This is a genomic window from Pseudomonas lini (assembly GCF_030812475.1).
GTDB lineage: Bacteria > Pseudomonadota > Gammaproteobacteria > Pseudomonadales > Pseudomonadaceae > Aquipseudomonas > Aquipseudomonas lini_A.
The window spans coordinates 69,477-94,522 of sequence record NZ_JAUSSR010000019.1; the positions used below are offsets into that span (position 1 = coordinate 69,477).

General features: G+C 62.6%; 18 protein-coding genes and 3 tRNA genes. All 21 read left to right on the forward strand.

The window, feature by feature from the left end; translation table 11 throughout:
- Positions 1-220 precede the first annotated feature (220 nt).
- The 21 genes from J2W17_RS28320 to J2W17_RS28420 all read left to right on the forward strand — a co-directional run bounded on the left by J2W17_RS28320 (position 221) and on the right by J2W17_RS28420 (position 25,042).
- Complete coding sequence (locus J2W17_RS28320) at positions 221-1,231, forward strand: aspartate-semialdehyde dehydrogenase (RefSeq protein ID WP_307342711.1); 1,011 nt, start codon at positions 221-223, stop codon at positions 1,229-1,231.
- Between the two features lie 208 nt (positions 1,232-1,439).
- Positions 1,440-4,433 (forward strand): FimV/HubP family polar landmark protein, encoded by a 2,994-nt coding sequence (locus J2W17_RS28325; RefSeq protein WP_307342714.1) that lies wholly within the window; start codon positions 1,440-1,442, stop codon positions 4,431-4,433.
- A 310-nt stretch (positions 4,434-4,743) separates the two neighbouring features.
- Positions 4,744-5,568: a tRNA pseudouridine(38-40) synthase TruA gene (gene truA, locus J2W17_RS28330; protein WP_307342816.1), complete on the forward strand. Its 825-nt coding sequence runs from the start codon at positions 4,744-4,746 to the stop codon at positions 5,566-5,568.
- 63 nt (positions 5,569-5,631) lie between these two features.
- Positions 5,632-6,261: a phosphoribosylanthranilate isomerase gene (locus tag J2W17_RS28335; protein ID WP_307342717.1), complete on the forward strand. Its 630-nt coding sequence runs from the start codon at positions 5,632-5,634 to the stop codon at positions 6,259-6,261.
- A 200-nt stretch (positions 6,262-6,461) separates the two neighbouring features.
- A complete protein-coding gene (gene accD / locus J2W17_RS28340) occupies positions 6,462-7,382 on the forward strand; it encodes an acetyl-CoA carboxylase, carboxyltransferase subunit beta (protein WP_307342721.1) in 921 nt (306 codons plus the stop codon).
- Positions 7,379-8,686, forward strand: coding sequence for a bifunctional tetrahydrofolate synthase/dihydrofolate synthase (gene folC, locus J2W17_RS28345; RefSeq protein WP_307342724.1), 1,308 nt, complete (start codon positions 7,379-7,381; stop codon positions 8,684-8,686). The genes accD and folC overlap by 4 nt, the downstream gene beginning before the upstream one ends.
- Complete coding sequence (locus tag J2W17_RS28350) at positions 8,670-9,344, forward strand: SPOR domain-containing protein (protein ID WP_307342729.1); 675 nt, start codon at positions 8,670-8,672, stop codon at positions 9,342-9,344. Before folC ends, J2W17_RS28350 begins: the two co-directional genes overlap by 17 nt.
- A 98-nt stretch (positions 9,345-9,442) precedes the next feature.
- On the forward strand, positions 9,443-10,003 hold the full coding sequence (locus tag J2W17_RS28355; protein WP_064676838.1) for a CvpA family protein: 561 nt from the start codon (positions 9,443-9,445) through the stop codon (positions 10,001-10,003).
- A gap of 41 nt (positions 10,004-10,044) precedes the next feature.
- The gene (purF, locus tag J2W17_RS28360) at positions 10,045-11,550 is read left to right on the forward strand and encodes an amidophosphoribosyltransferase (RefSeq protein WP_307342733.1); all 1,506 of its coding nucleotides are present in this window, start codon (positions 10,045-10,047) and stop codon (positions 11,548-11,550) included.
- A gap of 172 nt (positions 11,551-11,722) precedes the next feature.
- Positions 11,723-12,934 (forward strand): O-succinylhomoserine sulfhydrylase, encoded by a 1,212-nt coding sequence (locus tag J2W17_RS28365; protein WP_154993912.1) that lies wholly within the window; start codon positions 11,723-11,725, stop codon positions 12,932-12,934.
- Complete coding sequence (locus J2W17_RS28370) at positions 12,931-13,707, forward strand: SDR family oxidoreductase (protein ID WP_307342738.1); 777 nt, start codon at positions 12,931-12,933, stop codon at positions 13,705-13,707. The genes J2W17_RS28365 and J2W17_RS28370 overlap by 4 nt, the downstream gene beginning before the upstream one ends.
- Positions 13,708-13,981: 274 nt before the next feature.
- Positions 13,982-14,057, forward strand: a tRNA-Val gene (locus tag J2W17_RS28375).
- 54 nt (positions 14,058-14,111) lie between these two features.
- Positions 14,112-14,188: transfer RNA gene (locus J2W17_RS28380), tRNA-Asp, on the forward strand.
- A gap of 93 nt (positions 14,189-14,281) precedes the next feature.
- Positions 14,282-14,358 (forward strand) — tRNA-Asp (locus tag J2W17_RS28385).
- A 389-nt stretch (positions 14,359-14,747) separates the two neighbouring features.
- A complete protein-coding gene (locus tag J2W17_RS28390) occupies positions 14,748-15,257 on the forward strand; it encodes a sigma-70 family RNA polymerase sigma factor (RefSeq protein ID WP_307342741.1) in 510 nt (169 codons plus the stop codon).
- Positions 15,251-16,204, forward strand: coding sequence for a FecR domain-containing protein (locus J2W17_RS28395; protein ID WP_307342745.1), 954 nt, complete (start codon positions 15,251-15,253; stop codon positions 16,202-16,204). Before J2W17_RS28390 ends, J2W17_RS28395 begins: the two co-directional genes overlap by 7 nt.
- 67 nt (positions 16,205-16,271) lie before the next feature.
- Positions 16,272-18,695, forward strand: coding sequence for a TonB-dependent receptor (locus tag J2W17_RS28400; protein ID WP_307342748.1), 2,424 nt, complete (start codon positions 16,272-16,274; stop codon positions 18,693-18,695).
- A gap of 347 nt (positions 18,696-19,042) precedes the next feature.
- Entirely contained in the window at positions 19,043-20,419 is a 1,377-nt protein-coding gene (locus J2W17_RS28405) for a diaminobutyrate--2-oxoglutarate transaminase (protein ID WP_307342820.1), read from the forward strand.
- A gap of 213 nt (positions 20,420-20,632) precedes the next feature.
- Complete coding sequence (locus J2W17_RS28410) at positions 20,633-22,414, forward strand: IucA/IucC family protein (protein ID WP_307342751.1); 1,782 nt, start codon at positions 20,633-20,635, stop codon at positions 22,412-22,414.
- A complete protein-coding gene (locus J2W17_RS28415) occupies positions 22,407-23,618 on the forward strand; it encodes a type III PLP-dependent enzyme (RefSeq protein ID WP_307342753.1) in 1,212 nt (403 codons plus the stop codon). The genes J2W17_RS28410 and J2W17_RS28415 overlap by 8 nt, the downstream gene beginning before the upstream one ends.
- The gene (locus tag J2W17_RS28420) at positions 23,615-25,042 is read left to right on the forward strand and encodes a DHA2 family efflux MFS transporter permease subunit (protein WP_307342823.1); all 1,428 of its coding nucleotides are present in this window, start codon (positions 23,615-23,617) and stop codon (positions 25,040-25,042) included. The genes J2W17_RS28415 and J2W17_RS28420 overlap by 4 nt, the downstream gene beginning before the upstream one ends.
- The last annotated feature ends 4 nt before the right edge of the window (positions 25,043-25,046 follow it).

Sequence of the window (25,046 nt, forward strand, 5' to 3'; positions counted from 1 at the left end):
GGTCATGCGCCAACCTTGCAACCGCACACAACCCCGTAGGAGCTGGCTTGCCAGCGAAGAGGCCAGAGGTCATGCACAAATTCTGAGATTGCACACAACCCTGTAGGAGCTGGCTTGCCAGCGAAGAGGCCGGGACAGGCGCCGCATATCCTCGCCCAATTGCCTGCACGCCACCCACCCGGTAAAGTGCCGCTCCCCCCGTTTCGCCAGAGGTAAAACAATGAGCCAGTCCTTTGATATTGCCGTGATCGGCGCCACCGGTACTGTCGGCGAAACGCTGGTGCAGATTCTCGAAGAGCGCGACTTCCCGGTCGGTAACCTGCACTTGCTGGCCAGCAGCGAATCCGCCGGGCATTCGGTGCCGTTTCGCGGCAAGAACGTGCGGGTGCGGGAAGTCGATGAGTTCGACTTCGGCAAGGTCCAGCTGGTGTTCTTCGCCGCCGGCCCGGCGGTTACCCTCAGTTTCGCCTCGCGCGCCACCGCCGCCGGTTGCTCGCTGATCGACCTGTCCGGCGCCTTGCCGGCCGATCAGGCTCCGCAGGTGGTGCCGGAAGCCAATGCCCAGGTGCTGGCCGGTTTGAAAAAACCCTTCCAGGTCAGCAGCCCCAGCCCGTCGGCCACCACGCTGGCCGTGGTGCTGGCGCCGTTGCTCGGTTTGCTCGACCTGCAACGCATCCACTTGACTGCTGCCTTGGCGGTTTCTGCCCAGGGTCGCGAAGCCGTGACCGAGCTGGCCCGGCAGACCGCCGAACTGCTCAACGTACGTCCGCTGGAGCCGACGTTCTTTGATCGGCAAATGGCCTTCAACCTGCTGGCGCAAGTCGGCAAGCCGGATGAGCAAGGTCATACCCTGCTGGAAAAACGCCTGGTGCGCGAGCTGCGCCAGGTCATGGCCCTGCCTGCCTTGAAGATTTCCGTCACGTGCATTCAAGCCCCGGTGTTTTTTGGCGATAGCTTCAGTGTGACCTTGCAGTCGGCGAGCGACATCGACCTGGGGAAAGTCAACGCCGCCCTGGAAGACGCCCCGGGCATCGAGCTGGTGGAAGCGGGCGATTATCCGACGGCGGTCGGCGATGCGGTAGGGCAGGACGTGGTCTACGTTGGTCGGGTTCGCCATGGAATCGACGACCTGTCGGAACTAAATGTGTGGCTGACGTCAGATAACGTGCGCAAAGGCGCAGCGCTCAACGCTGTGCAGGTGGCTGAATTGTTGATAAAACAACTTGTGTAAAAGATACTTGGCAACAATTTTTCCAAGGGTTCCAGCCAACGCTATGCTTGGTCCGGAATGCTGAAGGCGAGCCACCCTGCGGGGCTTTCCCCTGCATGAATGAAACGATCGCGCGCGACGACTCCTCGTTGCCGCGCGCAATGCCTTGCGGCAGCGACTATCAACACCTTCTCGCTGGCCGAGGAATGTTCAAACAAAGGATGAGGCTATGGTTCAAGTTCGCAAACTGGTGTTAGCAATAGCGGCCGCCTCGGCGCTGTCCTCCGGTGTGGCGCATGCGCTCGGGCTTGGGGAACTGACCCTGAAATCGACGCCGGACCAGCCGCTGGTGGCGGAAATCGAATTGCTCGACGTCAAGGAACTCACCGCTGGCGACGTGGTGCCGAGCCTGGCTTCGCCGGAAGATTTCGCCAAGGCCGGGGTCGACCGCCAGGCGTTTCTCAACGACCTGAGCTTCACCCCCGTGCTCAACCCCAGCGGTAAAAGCGTCCTGCGTGTGACGTCCAGCAAGCCCCTGTCCGAACCGATGGTGAAATTCCTGGTTCAGGTCATGTGGCCCAACGGTCGCCTGCTGCGCGACTACAGCGTGCTGCTCGATCCATCCAAGTTCTCGCCGCAAACTGCCGATGCGGCTGCGCAGCCGGCGCCGACGTCCACCGTCACCGCCCCCGTGACCGGTGCCACCGAGCCAGGCCAATACACCACCACGCCACGGGATACCCTGTGGGAAATTGCGGCGAAGGCGCGTAACGGCGGCTCGGTCCAGCAAACCATGCTGGCCATCCAGGCACTGAACCCGGATGCCTTTATCGGCGGCAACATAAACCGACTCAAGACTGGTCAGGTCTTGCGGCTACCGGATCAGGCCCAAAGCACCAATCTGCCGCAGCACAAAGCCATTGCCGAAGTGGCCGCGCAGAATACGGCGTGGCGTCAGGGTCGGCGTTATGTGCCAAAGACCGGGGCAGGGCAGCAGCAGCTCGATGCCACTAACCGCCCCCGTGGCGATGGCGCGACCGGGCAGGCCGCCAGGGACAATTTGAGCCTGGTGTCCGCCGAGACCGGCAAGGCCGGTGGCAAAGGTGCCGCAGGCGACGCCAAGGCCTTGAACAACAAGCTGGCAGTGACCCAGGAAAGCCTCGACACGACCCGTCGTGACAACGAGGAACTGAAAAGCCGCATGACCGATCTGCAAAGTCAGCTGGACAAGCTGCAACGCCTGATCGAGTTGAAGAACAATCAATTGGCCAAGTTGCAGGCCGAAGGCGCCGCCGACGCTCCGGCCGATACAACGGTCGCTGGGGCAATCTCCGCCGAACTGGCGGCCAATCCTGCGGCAGCGCCTGGGCAAGCGGATGCGACAGCGCCCGGGCAAGCAGATGCGGCAACACCTGCGCCTGCAGCCGAAGCAGCGCCGGCGGCAACCGAGACCACCGCGGCACCGGCCGAAACGCCAGTGGAGCCAGCGCCGGTAACGTCCGACGAGCAAAAATTCAACGAGCTACTGACCAATCCGGTGCTGCTGGGGCTGGTGGGTGGCGGGGCCGTGGTGTTTCTGTTGTTGCTGCTGTTGCTGGCTCGCCGTCGCAAAGCGCAGCAAGAAGCCGAGAAACACGTGCGCATGGCCCGGGAACTGGCCGAAGAGCAGCAAAACCCTGCCGAACAGGACCTGTCGGAAGACAGCTTCGAAGGCCTGGAAGTGCCACCGCCGAGCGTGAAGCTCGATACCGCGCCAGCGCCTGTGCAAGTTTCAACGCCAACGCCAACGCCTGTGCAAGTTTCAGCGCCGGTACCTGCCCGTGCACCCGCTCCGGTGATTGCTCCAGTCGTGGTCACGCCGCCGATTGCCGCGCCGCTGGTATCGCCCGCCGTCGATCGCCACGATGACGATGTGCTGCGCAAGGCGCATACGCATTATGCCGCCGGTCGCTTGAATCAGGCCGCCGCGCTGCTCGAAGAAAGCATCCAGTTCGAACCGCAACGCAGTGACCTGCGTCTGAAGTTGATGGAAGTCTACGGCCAGCAGGGCAACCGTACCGCCTTTGTCGCCCAGGAACGCCAGCTGGTGGCCAATGGCGAAAACTTTGCCCGGGTCGAACAGTTGAAACACCGCTTCCCGGCCATGGCCCTCGCAGCCGCCGGCGGTATCGCCGCTGCCTCCATGGCTGCCGAACTGGACGCGCAATATGTCAGGGAGTTGTTGCTGGACGAACCGCAGGCGCCAGTGGTGCCCGATGATTTCGACCATGCCTTCAATCTGAACCTGGATGAACCACAACGTCCTGCGGCGGCGCCAGCGGTGCCCGATGACTTCGACAGTGCTTTCGACCTGAGCCTGGATGAGCCACAAAGTCCTGCGGCGGCGGCAGCGGTGCCCGATGACTTCGACAGTGCCTTCGATCTGAACCTGGATGAACCACAAACTCCTGCGGCGACGCCAGTGGCGTCCGATGACTTCGACAGTGCCATCGATCTGAACCTGGATGAACCACAAACTCCTGCGGCGACGCCAGTGGCGTCCGATGACTTCGACAGTGCCTTCGATCTGAACCTCGATGAACCACAAACTCCTGCGGCGACTCCGGTTGTACCGGCACCGGAGGCTGTGGCCGAACTGGAGGATTTTCCAGCGGATGATGACCTGAGCTTTGAGTCGGTGTTGCAACAGCAGACTGAAGCCAGGGAAAACCTCGACGACCTGTCGGACTTCGATCTGGATATGGACCTCGGTGGCGAGACTTCGCCGGCGATTCTGGCCGAAGACGATTTCCTTCTGAATCTGGATGACGAGGGCAAGGATCCCTCTGTTGCTTCAACGCCGTCCGCTGCGCAAATGGTGCCGGACGATCTCGAGTTGCCGGCCGACTTCGACCTGTCGCTGGCCGATGAAATGGACACTGCTGCCGCTCCGGACGCCTTTGCAACCGAGCTCGATGATGTCGATGCCGAACTGGATCCTCTGTCCCGGAGCCTGGGCGAGCCGACCTTCACCGCGGAAGATGCCTTGGCCTCGGCGGATGACGAACCGGAATTCGACTTCCTGTCCGGCACCGACGAAGTCGCCACCAAGCTCGATCTGGCCCAGGCCTACATCGACATGGGCGATGCCGATGGCGCGCGGGACATCCTCAATGAGGTGGTGACCGAGGGTGATGCGGGCCAGAAGGTAGAAGCCAAGGAACTGCTTTCGCGTCTGGCTTGATTGATCGATAAGGCTTGAACAGAGCGGCAGCCTATTGGGGCTGCCGTTTTTGTTTATGGCAAGTGATGCGATGGCGTCTGTCAGACCGCTTTCGCGAGCAGGCTCGCTCCCACAGGGATTGGGGCCGGACACAAATAATGCGGTACCCCGATCCAATGTGGGAGCGAGCCTGCTCGCGAAGGGGCCGGTACATCCAACACAGTATCAACGGTCGCACTGGCGTCCCGGAGCCGCCGCCTTATAATGCCCGCCTTTGCGCACATCAGCAGGCTGTCACTCCTTGGCAAATATAGATAATCCGGCCGCCGAAATGGCGGCCGACGGCTTTTTCCGGATCGCGTTGGGCGTTGAATACAAGGGCTCGCGCTATCGCGGCTGGCAGCGCCAGGCTTCCGGCGTGCTCACCGTGCAGGAAACCCTCGAAAAGGCTCTCTCCAAAGTCGCCGACTCCCCGGTGTCGCTGCTCTGCGCCGGGCGCACCGATGCCGGCGTGCATGCCTGCGGTCAGGTGGTGCACTTCGACACGCAGGTCGAGCGCTCGATGAAAGCCTGGGTCATGGGCGCCAACATCAACTTGCCCCATGACGTCAGCGTCAGCTGGGCCAAGGTCATGCCGGCGCATTTCCATGCGCGCTTCAAGGCCATCGCCCGACGCTATCGCTACGTGATCTACAACGATCAGATCCGTCCGGCGCACCTGAACGATGAAATCACCTGGAACCACCGTCCGCTCGACGTCGAGCGCATGGCCGAGGCGGCCCGATACCTGGTCGGCACCCACGACTTCAGCGCTTTCCGCGCCGGTCAGTGCCAGGCCAAGTCGCCGATCAAGGAATTGCATCACTTGCGTGTCACCCGTCACGGCAAGATGATCGTGCTGGACATCCGCGCCAGTGCTTTCCTGCACCATATGGTGCGCAACATCGCCGGCGTACTGATGACCATCGGTGCCGGCGAGCGCCCGGTGGAGTGGATGAAAGAAGTCCTGGAAAGCCGCATTCGCCGCTCTGGCGGGGTCACGGCGCATCCGTTCGGCTTATACCTGGTGCAGGTCGAGTACCGCGACGAGTTCCAATTGCCCGAGCGTTACATCGGGCCGCACTTCTTGACCGGCTTCTCGGAACTTGACGGCTGACGCCTGCGAACGCTTTTGTTACCATCCGGGACTTTCTCGGATTTACCGTGGGGTTGTATCGACATGTCGTCCGTTCGCAGCAAGATTTGCGGGATTACCCGCATGGAAGATGCGTTGGCCGCGGTCGAGGCTGGAGCCGATGCCCTCGGGTTTGTGTTCTACGCCAAAAGCCCGCGGGCTGTGACGTTCGAGCAGGCGCGTTCGATCATCAAGGCGCTGCCGCCGTTCGTGACCACCGTAGGCCTGTTCGTCAACGCCAGCCGCTGCGAGTTGGGGGAAATCCTCGACGCCGTGCCGCTGGATCTGTTGCAGTTCCATGGCGACGAAACCGCGGCCGATTGCGAAGGCTGGCATCGTCCGTATATCAAGGCGCTGCGGGTCAAGGCCGGGGATGACATCGCGGCGGCTTGCGATGCATTCCCGGGCGCCAGCGGGATCCTGCTGGATGCCTACGTCGAAGGCGTACCGGGCGGAACCGGGGAAGCGTTCGACTGGTCTCTGATACCGCAAGGCTTGAGCAAACCGATTATCCTGGCGGGCGGCTTGACGCCGGACAACGTCGCCGAGGCCATCGCCCGGGTTCGGCCTTATGCCGTGGATGTCAGCGGCGGGGTCGAAGCGAGCAAGGGAATCAAGGATCACACGAAGATTCAAGCGTTCATCAAGGCTGTACGCGGTAGCCCGTTGATGTGACGGCTGGCAGACTGCCGCCGTCCATAACTGCACTTGCACAAAGCAGGCATGGCTGAGGATGTTTTGGGTTGCGCGCAGGTCTTGTCTCGCACTGACCGTGGCAATCCATCGATCATCGCCGCACATATGAATTTAGCTCAAGGGCATACGCGGGGCTGCGAACCAAAGCGTTCGGGCCGCCGGTACTGGAGAAAGAAAGCATGAGCAACTGGTTAGTAGACAAACTGATCCCTTCGATCATGCGTTCCGAGGTCAAGAAGAGCTCGGTGCCTGAAGGTCTGTGGCACAAATGCCCGTCTTGCGAGGCTGTGCTGTATCGTCCGGAGCTGGAAAAGACCCTGGACGTTTGCCCCAAGTGCAACCACCACATGCGTATCAGCGCCCGCGCGCGCATCGACATTTTCCTCGACGTTGAAGGCCGTGCCGAACTGGGTGCGGACCTGGAACCGGTCGACCGTCTGAAATTCCGCGACGGCAAGAAGTACAAGGATCGCCTGACCGCTGCCCAGAAGCAGACCGGCGAAAAAGACGCACTGATCTCCATGAGCGGCACCCTGCTGGGCATGCCGGTGGTGGTCTCGGCCTTCGAATTCTCCTTCATGGGCGGTTCGATGGGCGCGATCGTCGGTGAGCGCTTCGTTCGCGCCGCCAACTATGCGCTGGAACACCGTTGCCCGATGATCTGCTTCGCCGCCTCCGGTGGTGCGCGGATGCAGGAAGCCCTGATCTCGCTGATGCAAATGGCCAAGACCTCCGCGGTACTGGCGCGTCTGCGCGAAGAAGGCATTCCGTTCATCTCCGTATTGACCGACCCGGTCTACGGCGGCGTGTCCGCCAGCCTGGCGATGCTCGGCGACGTGATCGTCGGCGAGCCGAAAGCCCTGATCGGCTTTGCCGGCCCGCGCGTGATCGAGCAGACCGTGCGGGAAAAACTGCCGGAAGGCTTCCAGCGCAGCGAGTTCCTGCTGGAGCACGGCGCGATCGACATGATCATCCACCGCCAGGAGCTGCGTCCGCGCCTGGGCAACCTGCTGGCACAAATGATGGGCCTGCCGACGCCTGAATTCGTCGCCGCGCCTGTTGAACCGATCGTTATTCCACCGGTGCCTGCCAACATATGACCCAACGTACCCTTGGCGAATGGCTCGCCTACCTCGAGCAATTGCACCCTTCGGCCATCGACATGGGCCTTGCGCGCTCGCAACAGGTAGCGTCCCGCATGGGACTGGGCAAGCCGGCGCCTCGGGTGATCACGGTCACCGGCACCAACGGCAAGGGTTCCACCTGTGCATTCGTGGCGTCGTTGCTGCGGGCGCAGGGCCTGAACGTCGGCGTCTACAATTCGCCACACCTGCTGCGATACAACGAGCGGGTGCAGGTCAATGGCGTCGAAGCCACCGACGCCGAGCTGTGCCAGGCCTTCGCGGCCGTCGAGGCCGGTCGTGGCGACACCTCCCTGACCTACTTCGAAATGGGCACCCTGGCGGCATTCTGGCTGTTTCAACAGGCCGGGCTCGATGCGGTGGTGCTGGAAGTCGGGCTGGGCGGGCGTCTGGACACGGTCAATGTGGTGGATGCCGACATGGCGCTGGTGACCAGCATTGGCGTCGATCATGCGGACTATCTGGGGGACACCCGTGAGTCCGTGGCCTTTGAAAAGGCCGGTATCTTCCGCCAGGGCGCGCCTGCGCTCTGTGGCGACCTGAATCCTCCACAAATCCTGCTGGACAAGGCGCGCGAGCTCAATTGCCCGTTTTTCCTGCGTGGCCGCGATTTTGACCTGGGCGTGACCGATCACGCCTGGCAATGGCGCGGTCTTGACGCGCAAGGGCAGGTGGTCGAACTGCGTGATCTGCCGCTGCTCGATCTGCCGATGGAAAACGCCGCACTGGCGTTGCAAGCCTATCTGCTGCTCGGTCTGCCCTGGGTGGATGCGCAGATCAAGGCGGCCCTGAAAACGACGCGGGTGGTCGGTCGTCTCGATCGCCGCCAGTTCGACTGGCAGGGCAAGCGCCTGAACCTGTTGCTGGATGTGGGGCACAATCCGCATGCGGCCGAGTATCTGGCCCGGCGCCTGGCCAGCCAGCCGCCGGTGGGCAAGCGCCTGGCGGTGTTCGGCTTGCTGGCGGACAAGGATCTGCAGGGTGTCGTCGGCGAATTGAATGCCAGTGTCGAGCATTGGGCCGTCGCCCCGCTGGATTCGCCGCGTGCGCGACCGGTCGGCGAATTGCAACAGGCGTTACAGAACCTCGGTGCGTCGGTAACGTCTTATGACAGTGTGGCCGCCGCCCTGGAAGGGCAGTGTGCACTGGCGACGAGCGACGACGAGATTCTGTTGTTCGGATCATTTTATTGTGTCGCCGAGGCCTTGCAGTGGCTGGCCCGGCGATCCACGGAGGACGCGGCAAATGGCATTGCTGGATAAGGCATACAAACAGCGCATGGTGGGCGCCCTGGTCCTGGTGGCCCTGGCGGTGATTTTCCTGCCGATGCTGTTCTCCCGCCAGGATGAACAGCGTCAGGTGACGGTCGAAGCGCCGGCGGCCCCGCAAGCCCCTGCGGTGCCGCAAGTGCAGGTCGAGCCGGTGGTGGTGCCCGAGCCGCAAGCCTTGCCGCAGGAGCCGGTGCCGAGCGACGAAGAAATCGCCCGGCAGGAACAGCCGTCGACGCCGATTGCACCGAGTGCGCCCGTGGCGCCGGCACCGGCCGCCAAGCCGGTCACGCCGCCTCCAGCCCCGGTGCCGATGACCCGGCCGACCACTGCCCCGTCCCAGCCGATTACGGCCGGGCCGGGTGCCTCGGGCAAACCCGATACCACCCAGAGCCGGGTCGATGCCAACGGCCTGTCGGTCAGCTGGTCGGTTCAAGTGGCCAGCCTGGCGAACCGGGCCAGCGCGGAAAGCCTGCAGAAAAAACTCCGCAGCCAGGGCTACAACGCCTATATCCGCACGGCCGACGGCAAGAATCGGGTGTTTGTCGGGCCGCTGATCGAGCGCGCGGAAGCCGATCGCCTGCGTGACTTGTTGGGTCGCCAGCAGAACCTCAAGGGCTTCGTGGTGCGTTTCCAGCCGGAACGGGGTTAAAACTATCGCGCCGATTTGAAATGCACGGACAATCGCAGCTTACCGATAAGCATGGGCTCTGCTAAAATGCGCCGCCTTATCCGTCTGTAGGCTGCACTGTGCCATTTACCTGGGTTGATTGGGCGATCGTTGCAATCGTCGCCATCTCCGCATTGATCAGTCTGAGCCGCGGCTTCGTCAAGGAAGCATTATCGCTGGTGACCTGGATCATCGCAGGAGTCGTCGCCTGGTTGTTCGGTGGTGCACTGTCCGAATACCTCGTCGGGTACATCGAAACGCCATCGGCTCGTGTGATCACGGGCTGTGCCATCATGTTTGTCGCCACGCTGATCGTAGGCGCAATGATCAATTATCTTATCGGCGAGTTGGTTCGCGTCACCGGGTTGTCCGGGACCGATCGATTCCTCGGCATGGCCTTCGGCGCCGCGCGTGGCGTGTTGCTGGTGGTCGTGGCGGTCGGGCTGTTGAGCCTGGGGCCGGTACAGCAGGACGAGTGGTGGAAGCAATCGCAACTCGTGCCAAAGTTTTTATTGGTCGCGGACTGGTCCAAAAACCTGATTCTCGGGTGGAGCAGTCAGTGGCTGGCCAGCGGTATCAGCGTACCCGCTGAGATACCGTTCAAGGAGCACCTCTTGCCGACGGCCAAAACGCCTCAGTGAGTGGTGTTCAGTTCAGATCCATTAAGTAGGGGTTGCGTCGCATGTGTGGCATCGTCGGTATCGTCGGTAAGTCGAACGTCAATCAGGCGCTGTATGACGCGCTAACCGTCCTCCAGCACCGCGGCCAGGACGCTGCCGGTATCGTGACCAGCCATGATGGCCGGTTATTCCTGCGCAAGGACAATGGCCTGGTACGTGACGTGTTTCATCAGCGTCACATGCAGCGCCTGGTCGGCCACATGGGCATTGGCCATGTGCGTTACCCGACCGCGGGCAGCTCGACTTCGGCCGAAGCCCAACCGTTTTACGTCAACTCGCCTTACGGCATCACCCTGGCGCATAACGGTAACCTGACCAACGTTGAACAGCTGGCCAAGGAGATTTACGAATCTGACCTGCGCCACGTCAACACCAATTCCGATTCGGAAGTGCTGCTCAACGTGTTCGCCCACGAGCTGGCCCAGCGCGGCAAGCTGCAGCCGACCGAAGAAGACGTCTTCGCTGCGGTCACTGACGTGCACAACCGTTGCGTCGGCGGCTACGCGGTCGTGGCGATGATCACCGGCTACGGCATCGTCGGTTTCCGCGACCCGCACGGCATCCGCCCGATCGTCTTCGGCCAGCGTCACACCGACGAAGGCGTCGAGTACATGATCGCCTCCGAAAGCGTGTCCCTGGACGTGCTCGGTTTCACCCTGATTCGCGACCTCGCGCCGGGCGAAGCGGTCTACATCACTGAAGACGGCAAGCTGCACACCCGTCAGTGCGCGACCAACCCGTCCCTGACCCCGTGCATCTTCGAACACGTCTACCTGGCGCGTCCGGACTCGATCATCGACGGCGTCTCGGTGTACAAGGCGCGCCTGCGCATGGGCGAGAAACTCGCCGACAAAATCCTGCGCGAGCGTCCGGATCACGACATCGATGTGGTCATCCCGATCCCCGACACCAGCCGCACCGCGGCCCTGGAGCTGGCGAACCACCTGGGCGTGAAATTCCGCGAAGGCTTCGTGAAGAACCGCTACATCGGCCGGACCTTCATCATGCCGGGCCAGGCGGCACGGAAAAAATCCGTACGCCAGAAGCTCAACGCCATCGAGCTGGAATTCCGCGGCAAGAACGTGATGCTGGTGGACGACTCGATCGTTCGCGGCACCACCTGCAAGCAGATCATCCAGATGGCGCGCGAAGCCGGCGCCAAGAACGTCTACTTCTGCTCCGCGGCACCGGCTGTGCGCTATCCGAACGTCTACGGTATCGACATGCCGAGCGCTCACGAGCTGATCGCCCACAACCGTTCGACCCAGGACGTGGCTGACCTGATCGGCGCCGACTGGTTGATCTATCAGGATCTGCCTGACTTGATCGAAGCGGTCGGTGGCGGCAAGATCAAGATCGAGAAGTTCGATTGCGCGGTGTTCGACGGCCAGTACGTGACCGGTGACGTCGACGAGGCTTACCTGGACAAGATCGAGCAGGCCCGTAACGATGCCTCCAAGGTCAAGACCCAGGCGGTCAGTGCGATCATCGATCTGTACAACAACTGATTAACAAACAACCTCGTGGCTGGCCACTGTAGGAGCGAGCTTGCTCGCGATGGACGTCAACGATAACGCGGCTAGCCTGAATCAACGCGCCGCCCTTGAGTTCTTCGCGAGCAAGCTCGCTCCTACAGATGCTGCGTGTCTTTATTAGAGTAATGAATCAAGGAGTGGCGGCATGAGTCAGGATTGGGATGCCGGTCGGCTGGACAGCGACCTCGAAGGCGTAGCGTTCGATACCCTGGCCGTCCGCGCCGGTCAGCACCGCACGCCGGAAGCGGAACACGGTGATCCGATGTTCTTCACGTCCAGCTACGTGTTCCGTACCGCTGCCGATGCGGCGGCACGCTTTGCCGGGGAAGTGCCGGGCAACGTCTACTCGCGCTACACCAACCCGACCGTGCGCGCGTTCGAAGAGCGCATCGCCGCGCTGGAAAGCGCCGAGCAGGCGGTGGCCACGGCGACCGGCATGGCCGCGATCATGGCCGTGGTGATGAGCCTGTGCAGCGCCGGCGATCATGTGCTGGTGTCGCGCAGCGTATTCGGCTCGACCATCAGCCTGTTCGAAAAGTACTTCAAGCGCTTCGGCATCGAAGTCGATTACGTGCCCCTGGCGGACCTGTCCGGTTGGGATGCGGCGATCAAGGCCAATACCCGATTGCTGTTCGTCGAATCGCCCTCCAATCCGCTGGCGGAGCTGGTGGACATCGCTGAACTGTCGAACATCGCTCACGCCAAAGGCGCGATGCTGGTGGTGGACAACTGCTTCTGTACCCCGGCGTTGCAGCAGCCGCTGAAGCTGGGGGCGGACATCGTCGTGCACTCGGCGACCAAGTTCATCGACGGCCAGGGCCGTTGCATGGGCGGTGTGGTCGCCGGTCGCAGCGAGCAGATGAAAGAAGTGGTCGGTTTCCTGCGCACTGCCGGGCCGACCCTGAGCCCGTTCAACGCCTGGATTTTCCTCAAGGGCCTGGAAACCCTCGGCCTGCGGATGAAGGCCCATTGTGCCAACGCCCAGCAACTGGCCGAATGGCTGGAGCAGCAGGACGGTATCGAGAAAGTCCATTACGCCGGGCTCCAGAGCCACCCGCAGCACGAACTGGCCTTGCGTCAGCAGAAAGGCTTCGGCGCGGTGGTGAGCTTCGAGGTCAAGGGCGGCAAAGAGGGCGCCTGGCGCTTTATCGATGCGACGCGCCTGATTTCCATCACCGCCAACCTCGGCGACACCAAGACCACCATCACTCACCCGAGCACCACCTCCCACGGTCGTCTGGCGCCGCAGGAGCGTGAAGCCGCGGGCATCCGTGACAGCCTGATCCGCATCGCGGTCGGCCTGGAAGACGTGGCAGACCTGCAAGCCGATCTGGCGCGCGGCCTGGCTGCGCTGTGATCCAATTGTCGACGCCGGGCACGGGCACCAACGGCCGCGTCGCCCTGGTCACCGGGGCGGCGCGCGGCATCGGCCTGGGCATCGCCGCCTGGCTGATCAGCGAAGGCTGGCAGGTGGTGCTGACCGACCTGGACCGGGTGCGGGGCTCGAAAGTGGCGAAGGTGCTGGGCGACCACGCCTGGTTCATCGCCATGGACGTTTCCAACGAAGGGCAGGTGGCGCTGGGCGTCGCCGAGGTGCTGGGGCAGTTCGGGCGCCTGGACGCGCTGGTGTGCAACGCGGCCGTGGCCGATCCGCATAACATCACCCTCGAGAGCCTCGACCTGGCGTACTGGAACCGGGTGCTGGCGGTGAACCTCAGCGGGCCGATGCTGTTGGCCAAGCACTGTGCGCCGTACCTGCGCGCTCACAGCGGTGCGATCGTCAACCTGGCCTCGACCCGCGCCGGGCAATCGGAACCCGACACCGAGGCCTACGCGGCGAGCAAGGGCGGCCTGTTGGCCCTGACGCACGCCCTGGCGATCAGCCTCGGGCCGGAAATCCGCGTCAACGCGGTCAGCCCGGGCTGGATCGATGCGCGGGACCCGTCGGTGCGTCGTGCCCAGCCTTTGACCGACGCCGACCATGCCCAGCATCCGGCGGGCAGGGTAGGGACGGTCGAGGATGTGGCGGCGATGGTGGCTTGGTTGCTGTCGAGGAATGCCGGGTTTGTCACGGGGCAGGAGTTCGTGGTGGATGGCGGGATGACCAAGAAGATGATTTATAGCGAGTAGTAGGGCGGGGGAGTTGTCCCCAGCATTGATGTTGAATGTGCCGTCGCCTTCGCGAGCAAGCCCGCTCCCACAGTAGACCGCGTATGCCTGAAGAAGCGCGGTCTACTGTGGGAGCGGGCTTGCTCGCGAAGGCGGTCTGTCTGCAAAAGGATGATTGTGGGTAATGCCATCACCTTGCGAAATGACACGATTTGGACTTTTTCAGAAAAACTTCAAGCAGGCTATTGACTTAGCTTCGTTAGGTGCGTAAATTTCGCGGCCTCAGAGAAGCAAAGGGTGATTAGCTCAGCTGGGAGAGCGTCTGCCTTACAAGCAGAATGTCGGCGGTTCGATCCCGTCATCACCCACCACTTCTTGAGAGTCTTGCGAAAGCAGGAAGGAAGCTGAAATGCCTCCACCGACGCGCAGCGGTAGTTCAGTCGGTTAGAATACCGGCCTGTCACGCCGGGGGTCGCGGGTTCGAGTCCCGTCCGCTGCGCCATATTTCCGAGTCAGGTTTCACCTGGCCCGAGATTGAAAAGCCTCGAAGCTTTCCAGTCAGACGAGTTACTTGGGCGAAAGTCCAAAGCGATACGCAGCGGTAGTTCAGTCGGTTAGAATACCGGCCTGTCACGCCGGGGGTCGCGGGTTCGAGTCCCGTCCGCTGCGCCATATCTGCTCCAAGGCCCACTGAACGCCTTGGTGCTACGAAGGAGATTGCTGGCAAGCCAGCGTCTGATTCGAGTCGATAGCAAAGACCCTGGTCGAAAGACCGGGGTTTTTTGTATCTGCGATTTGGCTTTTTCCTGCATTCGCCTCCTGGCGCCTCACCTCTTAGTGCCCGTTGATCCGTTAGGCACGATGATCCTGTCTTTCTCCATGCCGGCGCTCAACTGTGCCCAGACCTGCCCGGTCGGGGGCTGCGAGCTTAAAGCGCCTGTCTTTTGTTCATGTAATCCAATGAACACCTTCTCTAAACCGTATAAAACGCTTGGATTGAGGTCACAACACTAATTAGAATGAGTCGCATTTAAAATATTTTCTGCGCAGGGTTCCTTGACATGAGTGAAGCAGCGATGCCGGCGGCGCAACATTTCCACGACTTGTACCGCGACCATCGTGGCTGGCTCGAAAGCTGGTTGAGGCGACGCATGAGCAACGGCAGCGACGCGGCGGACCTGAGCCAGGATACCTTCCTGCGGGTGCTTGCCAGCTCCCAGCGCATTGCCGACCTGCAGGAACCCCGCGCCTATCTGGCGACCGTCGGCAAGCGGCTGCTCGCCAACTTCTACAAGCGTCGCAGTCTCGAGCAGGCCTACCTCGATGCCCTGATGCTGATGCCGGAGGAGTGTGTGCCGTCGCCGGAGCAGCGCTGGTTGCTCCTGGAAGCGCTGCAAGCCCTGGACGAATTGCTCGATGGTTTGCCGGTCGCGGTGCGCCGGGCCTTTCTCTGGAGCCAGCTGGAAGGCCTGGGTTATGCCGAGATCGGCGAGCGCCTGCAAGTCTCCGAGCGCACGATCAAGCGCTATATGGCCCAAGCCTACGAACATTGCCTGCTGGTGGAATGGTGACAGGTTCGCCCCCTTCGGCCGAAGCTCGCCAGGTCGTGCGAGCCGCCGCTCAATGGCTGGCACTCATGGAATCAGGCGCCGCCAGTGACCGTGACCGTGCCAATCTGCAGCACTGGCGTGACAGCCACCCCAGTCACGAACACGCCTGGCAGAAGGCCCAACTGTTGCGCCAACGCTTTGCCGACCTGCCGCCGACACTGGCCATGGCCAGCCTCGATCGACCTCAGACCAGCCGGCGCAAGGTGCTCAAGCGCGCCGTGGGGGCGGTGGCGTTGGTGCCGGCCGCCTGGCTGATCAGCCGGCAGCTTCCGGTGGATGTCTGGCGCGCCGACCTGCGAACCGCGACCGGGGAGGGCAAAACGGTCCAGCTGGCCGATGGCAGTTCGTTGCAGCTGAACACCGCGAGTGCCGTCGACATCGATTTGCAGAACCGGCGACTGACCCTGGTCGAAGGCGAAATCGCGCTGAACGTACCCGGAACCTCGCCGCTGACGGTCCAGACGCAGTTCGGGCAAGTGGTCGTCAGTCAGGGGCAGGTGTGCGTTCGTCAGCGGCAGACGGGGTGCCGGGTGTCGGTGCTTAAAGGCGCGGTGCAGTTGCAGCCGTTGCGCGGCCCGGTCTTTTCGTTGCGCGCCGGCCAGCAAGTCAGCCTGCTGGCGGCGGGTGCCGGTGCGGTGGAGCCTTTCGACGTGCTGGCCCCCGGTTGGCGAGACGGTGTATTGATGGCGCAGAACCAGCCCCTGGGGGATTTTCTGCGCGAACTCAGCAGCTATCGCCCGGGCGTGTTGCGCTGGGAACCGGCGCTCGAATCCCTGCGCGTCACCGGCAGTTTCCGCCTTGAAGACACCGATCGCATCCTGTCGTTGCTGGCCGCCAGCTTGCCGCTGGAGGTGCATAGGCGCACCCGGTACTGGGTGACCTTGGTGCCGCGCGAAAATATTGCATGAGGCGTGTCCCCTTTTTTCGCTCCGTTTGTCATTCAAGGCAAGTGAAACGAAATCAGAGAGATTCTCAATGCCCGCAGTGATGCCCTGCAGTACGCGTCTGGCTCCTTCCAGGCTGCGCCCGTTGTTGCACCTGAGTCTGCTGTTGAGTCTGGGTGCCTGTCCGTTATTCGTCGCGGTCAGCCATGCCGAAGACAGCCCGCGTCGCAGTTACCAGGTGCCCGCCGGCAGCCTCGGCGCCGCATTGACCCGCTTCGCCGGATTGGCCGGGGTCAACCTGTCGGTGGACCCGGCCCTGGTCAACGGTCGCAACAGCCCAGGATTGTCGGGGGACTACGCGCTGGAGGAGGGCTTTGCCCGGTTGCTGCAGGGTTCCGGGCTGCAACTGCAGTCGGTGGGCGAACAGGCTTACATCCTGACCCCGGCGCCAGAAGGCGGCAGCCTGCAACTGGCCCCCACCTCGATTCTCGGGGCCACGGGCGGCGAGGGCGGCGATGTCTATCCGGGCGGGCAGGTCGCGCGCCGCAGTTCCCAAGGCTTGCTCGGCTCCAGGGACTTCATGGAAACGCCTTTCAGCGTGACCACCTACACCAGTGAGGCGGTCAAGAACCAGCAGGCTCGAACCCTGGGCGAACTGATCGCCAGCGATCCTTCGGTTCGCGCCACCAACCCGGCGGGCGGGCGCTATGAGCAGTTCACCATTCGCGGGTTGAGCCTGTTCAACAGTGACGTCGCCTACAACGGCCTCTACGGCATCCTGCCGACCTATACCATCGACATGGAGATGGCGGACCGCGTCGATGTCATCAAGGGCCCGAGCCAGCTGATCAACGGCATCTCGCCGCGGGGCAGCGTGGGGGGCGGGATCAACGTGGTGCCCAAGCGCGCGACCGACAAGCCCATCACCTCGTTTACCGGCATGTACGCATCCGACAGCCAGGTCGGTGGTGCCGTGGATGTCGGCCGCCGCTTTGGCGAAGACAACAAGTTCGGTCTGCGTTTCAACGGCGTGAAGCAGTCCGGCGATACCGAATGGGATCACCAGAATGTCGACCGCGAGATGGCCGTGCTCGGCCTGGATTTTCGCGGCGAACGCCTGCGACTGTCGACGGACATCGGCCGCACCGAGCGTGACACCGATGCCCCGCAGGAGCGGGTGCAGGTCGGTCCCAACGCGCAGGTCCCCCGTGCCAGCGATGTGCGTCGCAACTATGCGCAGCCCTGGAGCCAGGCGAGCACCAACGACACCTTCGGCACCGTGAACGCCGAATACGACGTCAACGATTCCGTGATGCTGTACGGCGGTGCGGGTGCGCGCAAAAGTAATCATGACTTCCTGCGCCATGCCGTTGCGGTTACCAACGACGCCGGCGATTTCAGCGTGCAGCCCCGTGATTTCACCCGCGACGAAAATGTGCGCACGGCCACGGCAGGGGTGCGCAACTGGTTCCATACCGGGCCGGTGAGCCACGAAGTCAACCTGGCCGCCAGCTACTTCTACATGGACTTTGAAAACGGCGGTGCCCGTTATGGCGCGGCCCCAAGCAACATCTACAACCCGGTGGAAACGCCGACCCCGAACACCCCGACCCGGCTGGACTCGAAGGTCTACACCGAGAACCGCTTCAGCGGCGTGGCGTTGTCCGACACCCTCGGCTTCTTCGATGACCGGCTGCTGCTGACCCTCGGTGCTCGCTGGCAGCGGGTGCAGGTTGACGACTGGGCGGATGATGTCAAAGGCGACACCGCCTACGATGAGGAAAAGGTCTCGCCGTCGGGCGGCGTCCTGTTCAAGGCGACCGACAAGCTGTCACTGTATGCCAACTACATGGAAGGCCTGAGCCAGGGCAAGATCGCGCCGTCCACTTCGGTGAACGAGGACGAGATCTTCCCGCCATTCATCAGCCGCCAGGTCGAGGTCGGTGCCAAGTATGACGCCGGTGCCTTCGCCGTGACCGCCGCGGTGTTCCGGATCAAGCAGCCGGCCTACGAGACCAACGCCACCACGCGGGTCTTCGGCCCCAACGGCAAGCGTGAGAATACGGGTGTGGAGCTGAGCGTTTTCGGCGAACCGCTTGACGGTTTCCGCCTGCTCGGCGGTGTCATGTACATCGACAGCGAGTTGAAGGAGACCACCGATGGCACCTTCGACGGCAACCGGGCGCCGGCCACGCCCAAATACAACGTCAACCTGGGCGCCGAGTGGGACGTACCGACCGTCCAGGGCCTGACCCTGACCAGCCGTGGCATCTATTCCAGCTCGCAGTACCTGGACCAGTCCAACAACAAGGAGATCGATGCCTGGGAGCGTTTCGACGTGGGCGCACGCTACGCGTTCAAGGTCGAGCAGAAGAACATCACCCTGCGGGCCAACATCGAGAACGTGGCGGACAAGCGCTACTGGAGTTCGGCCGGCGCCTCGGATGACAGCGAGCCTGGCTTGACGCTGTCGACCCCGCGCACCTACCTGCTTTCGGCCACTGTCGACTTCTGATTTGCCCCGTCATGCGCCCCAGGGAGCGGGGCGCTTTGTTGGACGGATTCGTATAGAGGAAGATCATATGCACACCGTCAGTTAAACAACGATCAAGACACTTGCGAATAAGTTGCTGTCTGTTGGCGACCTCTATCGAAGCTGTTATTGCATGACAAGATCATGGCTAGACCATGGCACTTTCCAGAGTTAATACCAGGTTCATTAACTTGGTCTTTGGCGTGCCTGATAGTTTTTAAAAGTAGTTCCCGTCGCTATAGATCAATATCCAAATAATTACTAAGAATTAGTTGCAACAACTTGTTAATGAGAATAAGTTGCATATCGAATTTAACGAGGGTGAACCGATGTTGAATGATGGCGTATTGCACTCTAATCCACTGCAAAAAACCAATGCCGACTATCTGGCTCGACAAAGCAAGTTCGAATCCAATGTGCGCAGTTACCCACGCAAGTTGCCGTTGGCGATCGCCAAGGCACACGGGCTCTGGGTCACCGATGTCGAGGGCCATACTTATCTCGATTGCCTGGCCGGTGCCGGCACCCTGGCCCTGGGCCACAATCACCCGGCCGTCATGGCCAGCCTCGACAGCTTCCTCGCTTCAGGCCTGCCGATGCACACGCTGGACCTGACCACCGCGGTCAAGGACGCTTTCAGCGAAACCCTGCTCAGCCTGCTGCCGAACCAGGGTCGTGATTATTGCCTGCAATTTTGCGGGCCGTCCGGGGCGGATGCGGTGGAGGCCGCGCTGAAACTGGCCAAGACCTTTACCGGTCGCAACAACATCATCAGCTTCTGCGGGGCCTACCATGGCATGACCCACGGCGCCCTGGCCCTGACCGGCAACACCGCGCCGAAAAATGCCATCGCCAGCCTGATGCCCGGGGTGCAGTTCATGCCGTACCCCCACGAATATCGTTGCCCGCTGGGCATTGGCGGTGAGACCGGGGTCGAGGCCCTGACCCACTATTTCACCCAGTTCATCGAGGACGTGGAAAGCGGCGTATCACTGCCGGCGGCGGTGATCCTGGAAGCGGTGCAGGGCGAGGGCGGGGTCAACTGTGCTCCGGCCAGCTGGCTGCGGGCGATCCGCGAGGTGACGCGCAAGCACGGGATCCTGCTGATCCTCGACGAAGTGCAGACCGGCTTCGGCCGCACCGGCAAGATGTTTGCCTTCGAGCACGCCGACATCGAGCCGGACCTGATCGTCATGTCCAAGGCGGTCGGTGGCGGTTTGCCCATGGCCGTGCTAGGCATCCGCCGGGAATTCGACGCCTGGGAGCCCGGCAACCATGCCGGCACCTTCCGGGGCAACCAGATGGCCATGGCCGCCGGGCTGGCGACGTTACAAGTGCTGCAACAGCAAAACCTCGCCGTCCAGGCCGAGCGCCAAGGTCGGTGGATCAAGGACCGGTTGATCGAGTTGCAGGCGCATTACCCGGCCTTGGGCCAGGTGCGCGGGCGCGGCCTGATGCTGGGCATCGAGATCGTCGACGAGCGCCAGCCGGCCGATCGCCTTGGGCATTTCCCGATGGACCCGGCGCTGGCCGCGGCGATCCAGCAACAGTGCTTCAAACAAGGCCTGTTACTGGAACGCGGGGGGCGCAAGGGCAATGTCATCCGCTTGTTGCCGCCGTTGATTATCGACGACGAACAATGCCGGCAAGTCATTCGGCGTTTCGATAACGCCGTGGCTGCAGCGGTGGTGAAGTTACGCACTTGAATGAACTAATCGAAGTTGCATCAGTCCCCAGTCATATTGAAGATTAATGACAGTGGCGCCAGTCACTTTGATCGTCGCCTGATTATATGAAAGGTTCAGTGAAGTGATCTCGTTACGTGGGGTTTTGTCGGCTGTTTAATCTGTCGAACATTCACTTGTTTTTTTCGCCCTATAACGTATCCAGTGACCTCGCAGGGCTACTGTGGAGCACCCATGAATCATCCAGATCGCAAAGTTTTATCAAACATGGTCAGTGAATTGGCGACGACCTGCGCGTTGCTTAATTGCTTGATCAAAGAGTTTGCCTTGCCGGAAAACTGCCTCAGTTACAGCTGGCCGATGCAGATGCAAGGCATCGCCCCGGGCAGTTATCTCGAGGGCCTGGAATGGAAGGGCATTCCCCTGACCATCACGCTGCCCAACCGGCAGCAGTTTTTCGTCATGGTGGACCGTCGTGACGGTCTGGGCAGCCATCGCTACCTGTCGGACGTCTATGCCCGGCGCGGTGACGGCGATTGGTCGAGCCTGAGGTTTGCCGAATTCGTCGAGCAGATGCTCGCGGCGTGCGAACACATGACCCGCGCCAGCAACGACGAATTGCTGGACCAGGTGCTGCAAAGCCAATTGCTGACCGCGGCCATCGTCGGCCACAACTCGCCGATGGACGCCGACCCGCTCAGCGGCTATCTGGCCAGCGAGCAGGGCTTGTGGTTCGGCCATCCGAATCACCCGGCACCCAAGGCGCGCCTGTGGCCCGCGCATCTGTCCCAGGAAACCTATGCGCCGGAATTCCAGGCCCGCACACCCTTGCACCTGTTCGAGGTGCCGCTGGAAGGGCTCAGCGTCGGCGCCAACGGCCTGAGCAAGGCCCAGGTGCTGGCCGGTTTTGCCGATCAGGCCCAGGCGCGGCCAGGTCACGCGGTGATCTGCATGCACCCGGTCCAGGCGCAGTTGTTCATGCAGGACGCCCGGGTGCAGCGCCTGCTGAAATCCGCGGCGATCGTCGATCTTGGAGCCACGGGCCTGATGGCCAATCCCACCGCGTCCATCCGCACCTGGTACATCGAGGGCCACGGGTTTTTCATCAAGGGCTCACTGAACGTGCGCATCACCAATTGCGTGAGGAAAAACGCCTGGTATGAACTGGAAAGCGCGCTGATGATCGACCGGATCTTCCGCAACCTGCAACTGACCCAACCCGAGACGCTCGGTGGGCTGTCGGTGGTGGCCGAACCGGGCCTGCTGAGCTGGGCGCCGCTCCAGGCCAGCGAAGCCGACAGCCACTGGTTCCGCGAACAGACCGGGGCGATCCTGCGGGAGAACTTCTGCCTCGACACCGGCACCGACTGCAGCATCATGGCCGGGACCCTGTTTGCCCGGGGCCTGCATCTGCGGCCACTGGTGCATGAGTTCCTGAGCCGGTTCAACGGCGACGACATTCTCGACCAACAGCTGTTGAGCTGGTTCGACGACTATCAGGCGCTGTTGCTGCGGCCGGTGCTGGCGCTGTTCTTCAACCACGGCATCGTGATGGAGCCGCATCTGCAGAACAGCGTGCTGGTGCATGACAACGGTTGTCCGCAACGCCTGCTGCTGCGGGACTTCGAAGGGGTCAAGCTGACCGGTGAGCTGGGCGCCTCGCGGATCGACGCCGAGGTTCATCCCCGGGTGCGTGAGTCGCTGCTCTATACCCGTCAGCAAGGCTGGAACCGCATCGTTTACTGCCTGTTCGTCAACAACCTGTCCGAAGCGGTGCTGGCCTTGAGCTGGGAGCGGCCGCACCTGGCGCCGCTGATGTGGCAAAGCGTCGAGCAGCAATTGATCAGCATCCGCGCCGAATTGACCCGTGCCGCGCCGGAGCTGGACGCGTTGATCGCCGGCCAGCCGATCGCCTGCAAGACCAATCTGAAAGTGCGCCTGGCCGCCAAGGCCGATCGCCAGGCCAGTTACGTCAACCTGGTGTCCCCGTGGGGCAAGGAGGTCCAGCATGGATAAGCTGCCCGCAACGGTCGTGGCCGCCATCGATCAAGCCCGCGCCCGGCAGGAAGATCCCCTGGCCCTGTTCCTCTATGACCTCGATGCGCTGCGCCAGCACGTGGCGCAGGTGATGGCGGCACTGCCTGCGGGCGTGGAGCTTTACTACGCGATCAAGGCCAACAGCGAACCACAGATCCTTGCCACCGTGGCGCCGCTGGTGCACGGGTTCGAGATTTCCTCCGGCGGCGAGATCGATCGCCTCCAGGCCTGCCCGACGCGCAAGCCGTTCATCTTCTCCGGCCCCGGTAAACTGGATTCCGATCTGCGTGCTGCGCTTCTGCATCAGGTCGAAGCGATTCACATCGAAAGCCTCAATGAAATCGTCCGTCTGCAACGGTTGGCACTGGAAGCGGGGCGGGTGCAGGACGTGTTGTTGCGGATCAATCCCGAGCTGCCGTCGCCGCTGTCGAGCAAGCTGGCAATGGCCGGCACCGCCACGCCATTCGGGATCGATGAGTCGGAACTGGCCCGGGCGGTGAGCTGGGTCGATAACGCCAGCCATCTGCGGCTCAAGGGTTTCCACGTGCACGCGATGTCCCACCAGTCGCAGGTGGAGCGCCATGAGCAATTGCTCGACCTGTACCTGCAGCGCTGGCCGCAATGGAAGGCCTTGTCGGCGCAACCGGCGACCATCACCCATCTCAATGTGGGCGGAGGCCTGGGGGTCAATTACCTCGGCCCGCAGCAATTCGACTGGCAGCGCCTGTGCGCGCACCTGGGACGAAGCCTGGCGGCCTGTGCCGATGCGCCCGTCGTGCGCTTCGAACCCGGTCGTTTCATCAGCGCCTTCTGCGGCTATTACGCCATCGAAGTGCTGGACAGCAAAACCAGTCACGGCAAACACTTCCTGGTCTGTCGCGGCGGCACCCATCAGTTCCGTCTGCCGGTGGCCCAGGGGCACGATCACCCGGTCATTCACCTGCCCCGGCAGCGCCTGACATCGGCGGCGACACAGCAGGAATGGACCGTCGTCGGGCAGCTCTGTACGCCCAAGGATGTGCTCAGCCGTGACTGCCCGCTGACCGGGGTGGAGATCGGCGACATGCTGGTGCTGCCGCTGGCGGGCGCTTATGGCTACAACATTTCCCATGCCGATTTCCTCTGCCATCCGCGACCGTCGCAGGTGTTCGTGCAAGAGGCCGGAGTCGCATCGTGGGATTGACCTTTGCCGTGCCGCGCTGGCTGGTGGTGGTCAATGTGCTGTTGGGTACGCTGACGGTCAGCCTGAACAACAGCTCGCTGAATCCGGCGTTGCCGGCGTTCATGGAGGCCTTCGACATCGGTCCGTTGTTGGCCACCTGGATCGTCGCCGCGTTCATGGTGAGCATGGGCATGACCATGCCCCTCACCAGTTTTCTCAGCCAGCGCGTGGGCCGCAAATCCCTGTATTTGTGGGGTGTGGCGTTATTTGTCTGCGGTTCGCTGTTGGGGGCGCTGGCCAACTCCATCGCGCTGGTGATCACCGCACGGGTGGTGCAAGGCGTCGCCAGCGGGCTGATGATTCCACTGTCCCTGGCGATCATTTTCTCTGTGTACGCCAAGGGCGAGCGGGGCCGGGTCACCGGTCTGTGGGGCGCGGCGGTGATGCTGGCGCCGGCCTTGGGGCCGTTGTGCGGCAGCCTGATGCTGGAGTGGTTCAGCTGGCGGTCGCTGTTCCTGATGAATGTGCCCATCGGCCTGCTGGCCTTGATCCTTGGTGTCGGCGTGCTGCCGGCTTCCGCCGCGTCGGAACGCAAGCCCTTCGACCTGGCGGGCTACCTGCTGATCGCGACGGGCATCGGCCTGCTGATGGTCGCCGTGGGCCGCCTGCGTCACGCCGAGGCCCTGGCCGATCCTTTCAACCTCGGTCTGTTACTGGTCGCGATCCTGTGCCTCGTGGCCTTCGTGCGCCTGGAACTGAACCGCGCCGCGCCGCTGCTCAATCTGCGCATCTTTGCCCTGCGCGGTTATCGCCTGAGCGTGATCATCGCCGTGGTGCAGTCGGTGGGCATGTTCGAGTGCCTGGTGCTGCTGCCCCTGCTGGTGCAAATGGTGATGGGCTACAGCGCGATCTGGACCGGCCTCTCGCTGCTGTGCACGGCCCTGTTCGCCAGCCTGTTCGGTCATCTCGGCGGCAAATGGCTGGACCGTCACGGCCCCCGCGGCGTGGTGTTCTGGGGGTTGCTGTTGACCGGTGGCGCCACGTTGGGCCTGGGCCTGCTCGACGCCAGTGCCTCAATCGCCGTGGTGTTTTTCTTGATGATGGTCCGCGGCGCCGGGCTGGGCCTGTCCTATCTCCCCATCACCACCGCCGGGCTCGATGCGCTGCCGGAACCGATGGTCACCCAGGGCGCGGCGATGAACAACATTTCCCGGCGCCTCGTGTCGTCGCTGGCCATCGTGGTCGCTTCGCTGTGGCTGGAATTCCGCCTGGCGGGCGAGGCCGGGGGCGGAGTGGTTTCGATGGCCAGTCCCGGGGCGATCAGCGAAGTGTTCATGGCCACCGGCATCCTCATCCTGCTGGCACTGCCCTGTGCCTGGCGGTTCCCGCTTCCCGTACCCGACGAGCCGGCCGAGGCACTGCCTTCGGCCCTCGAACAGCGTTAATTCT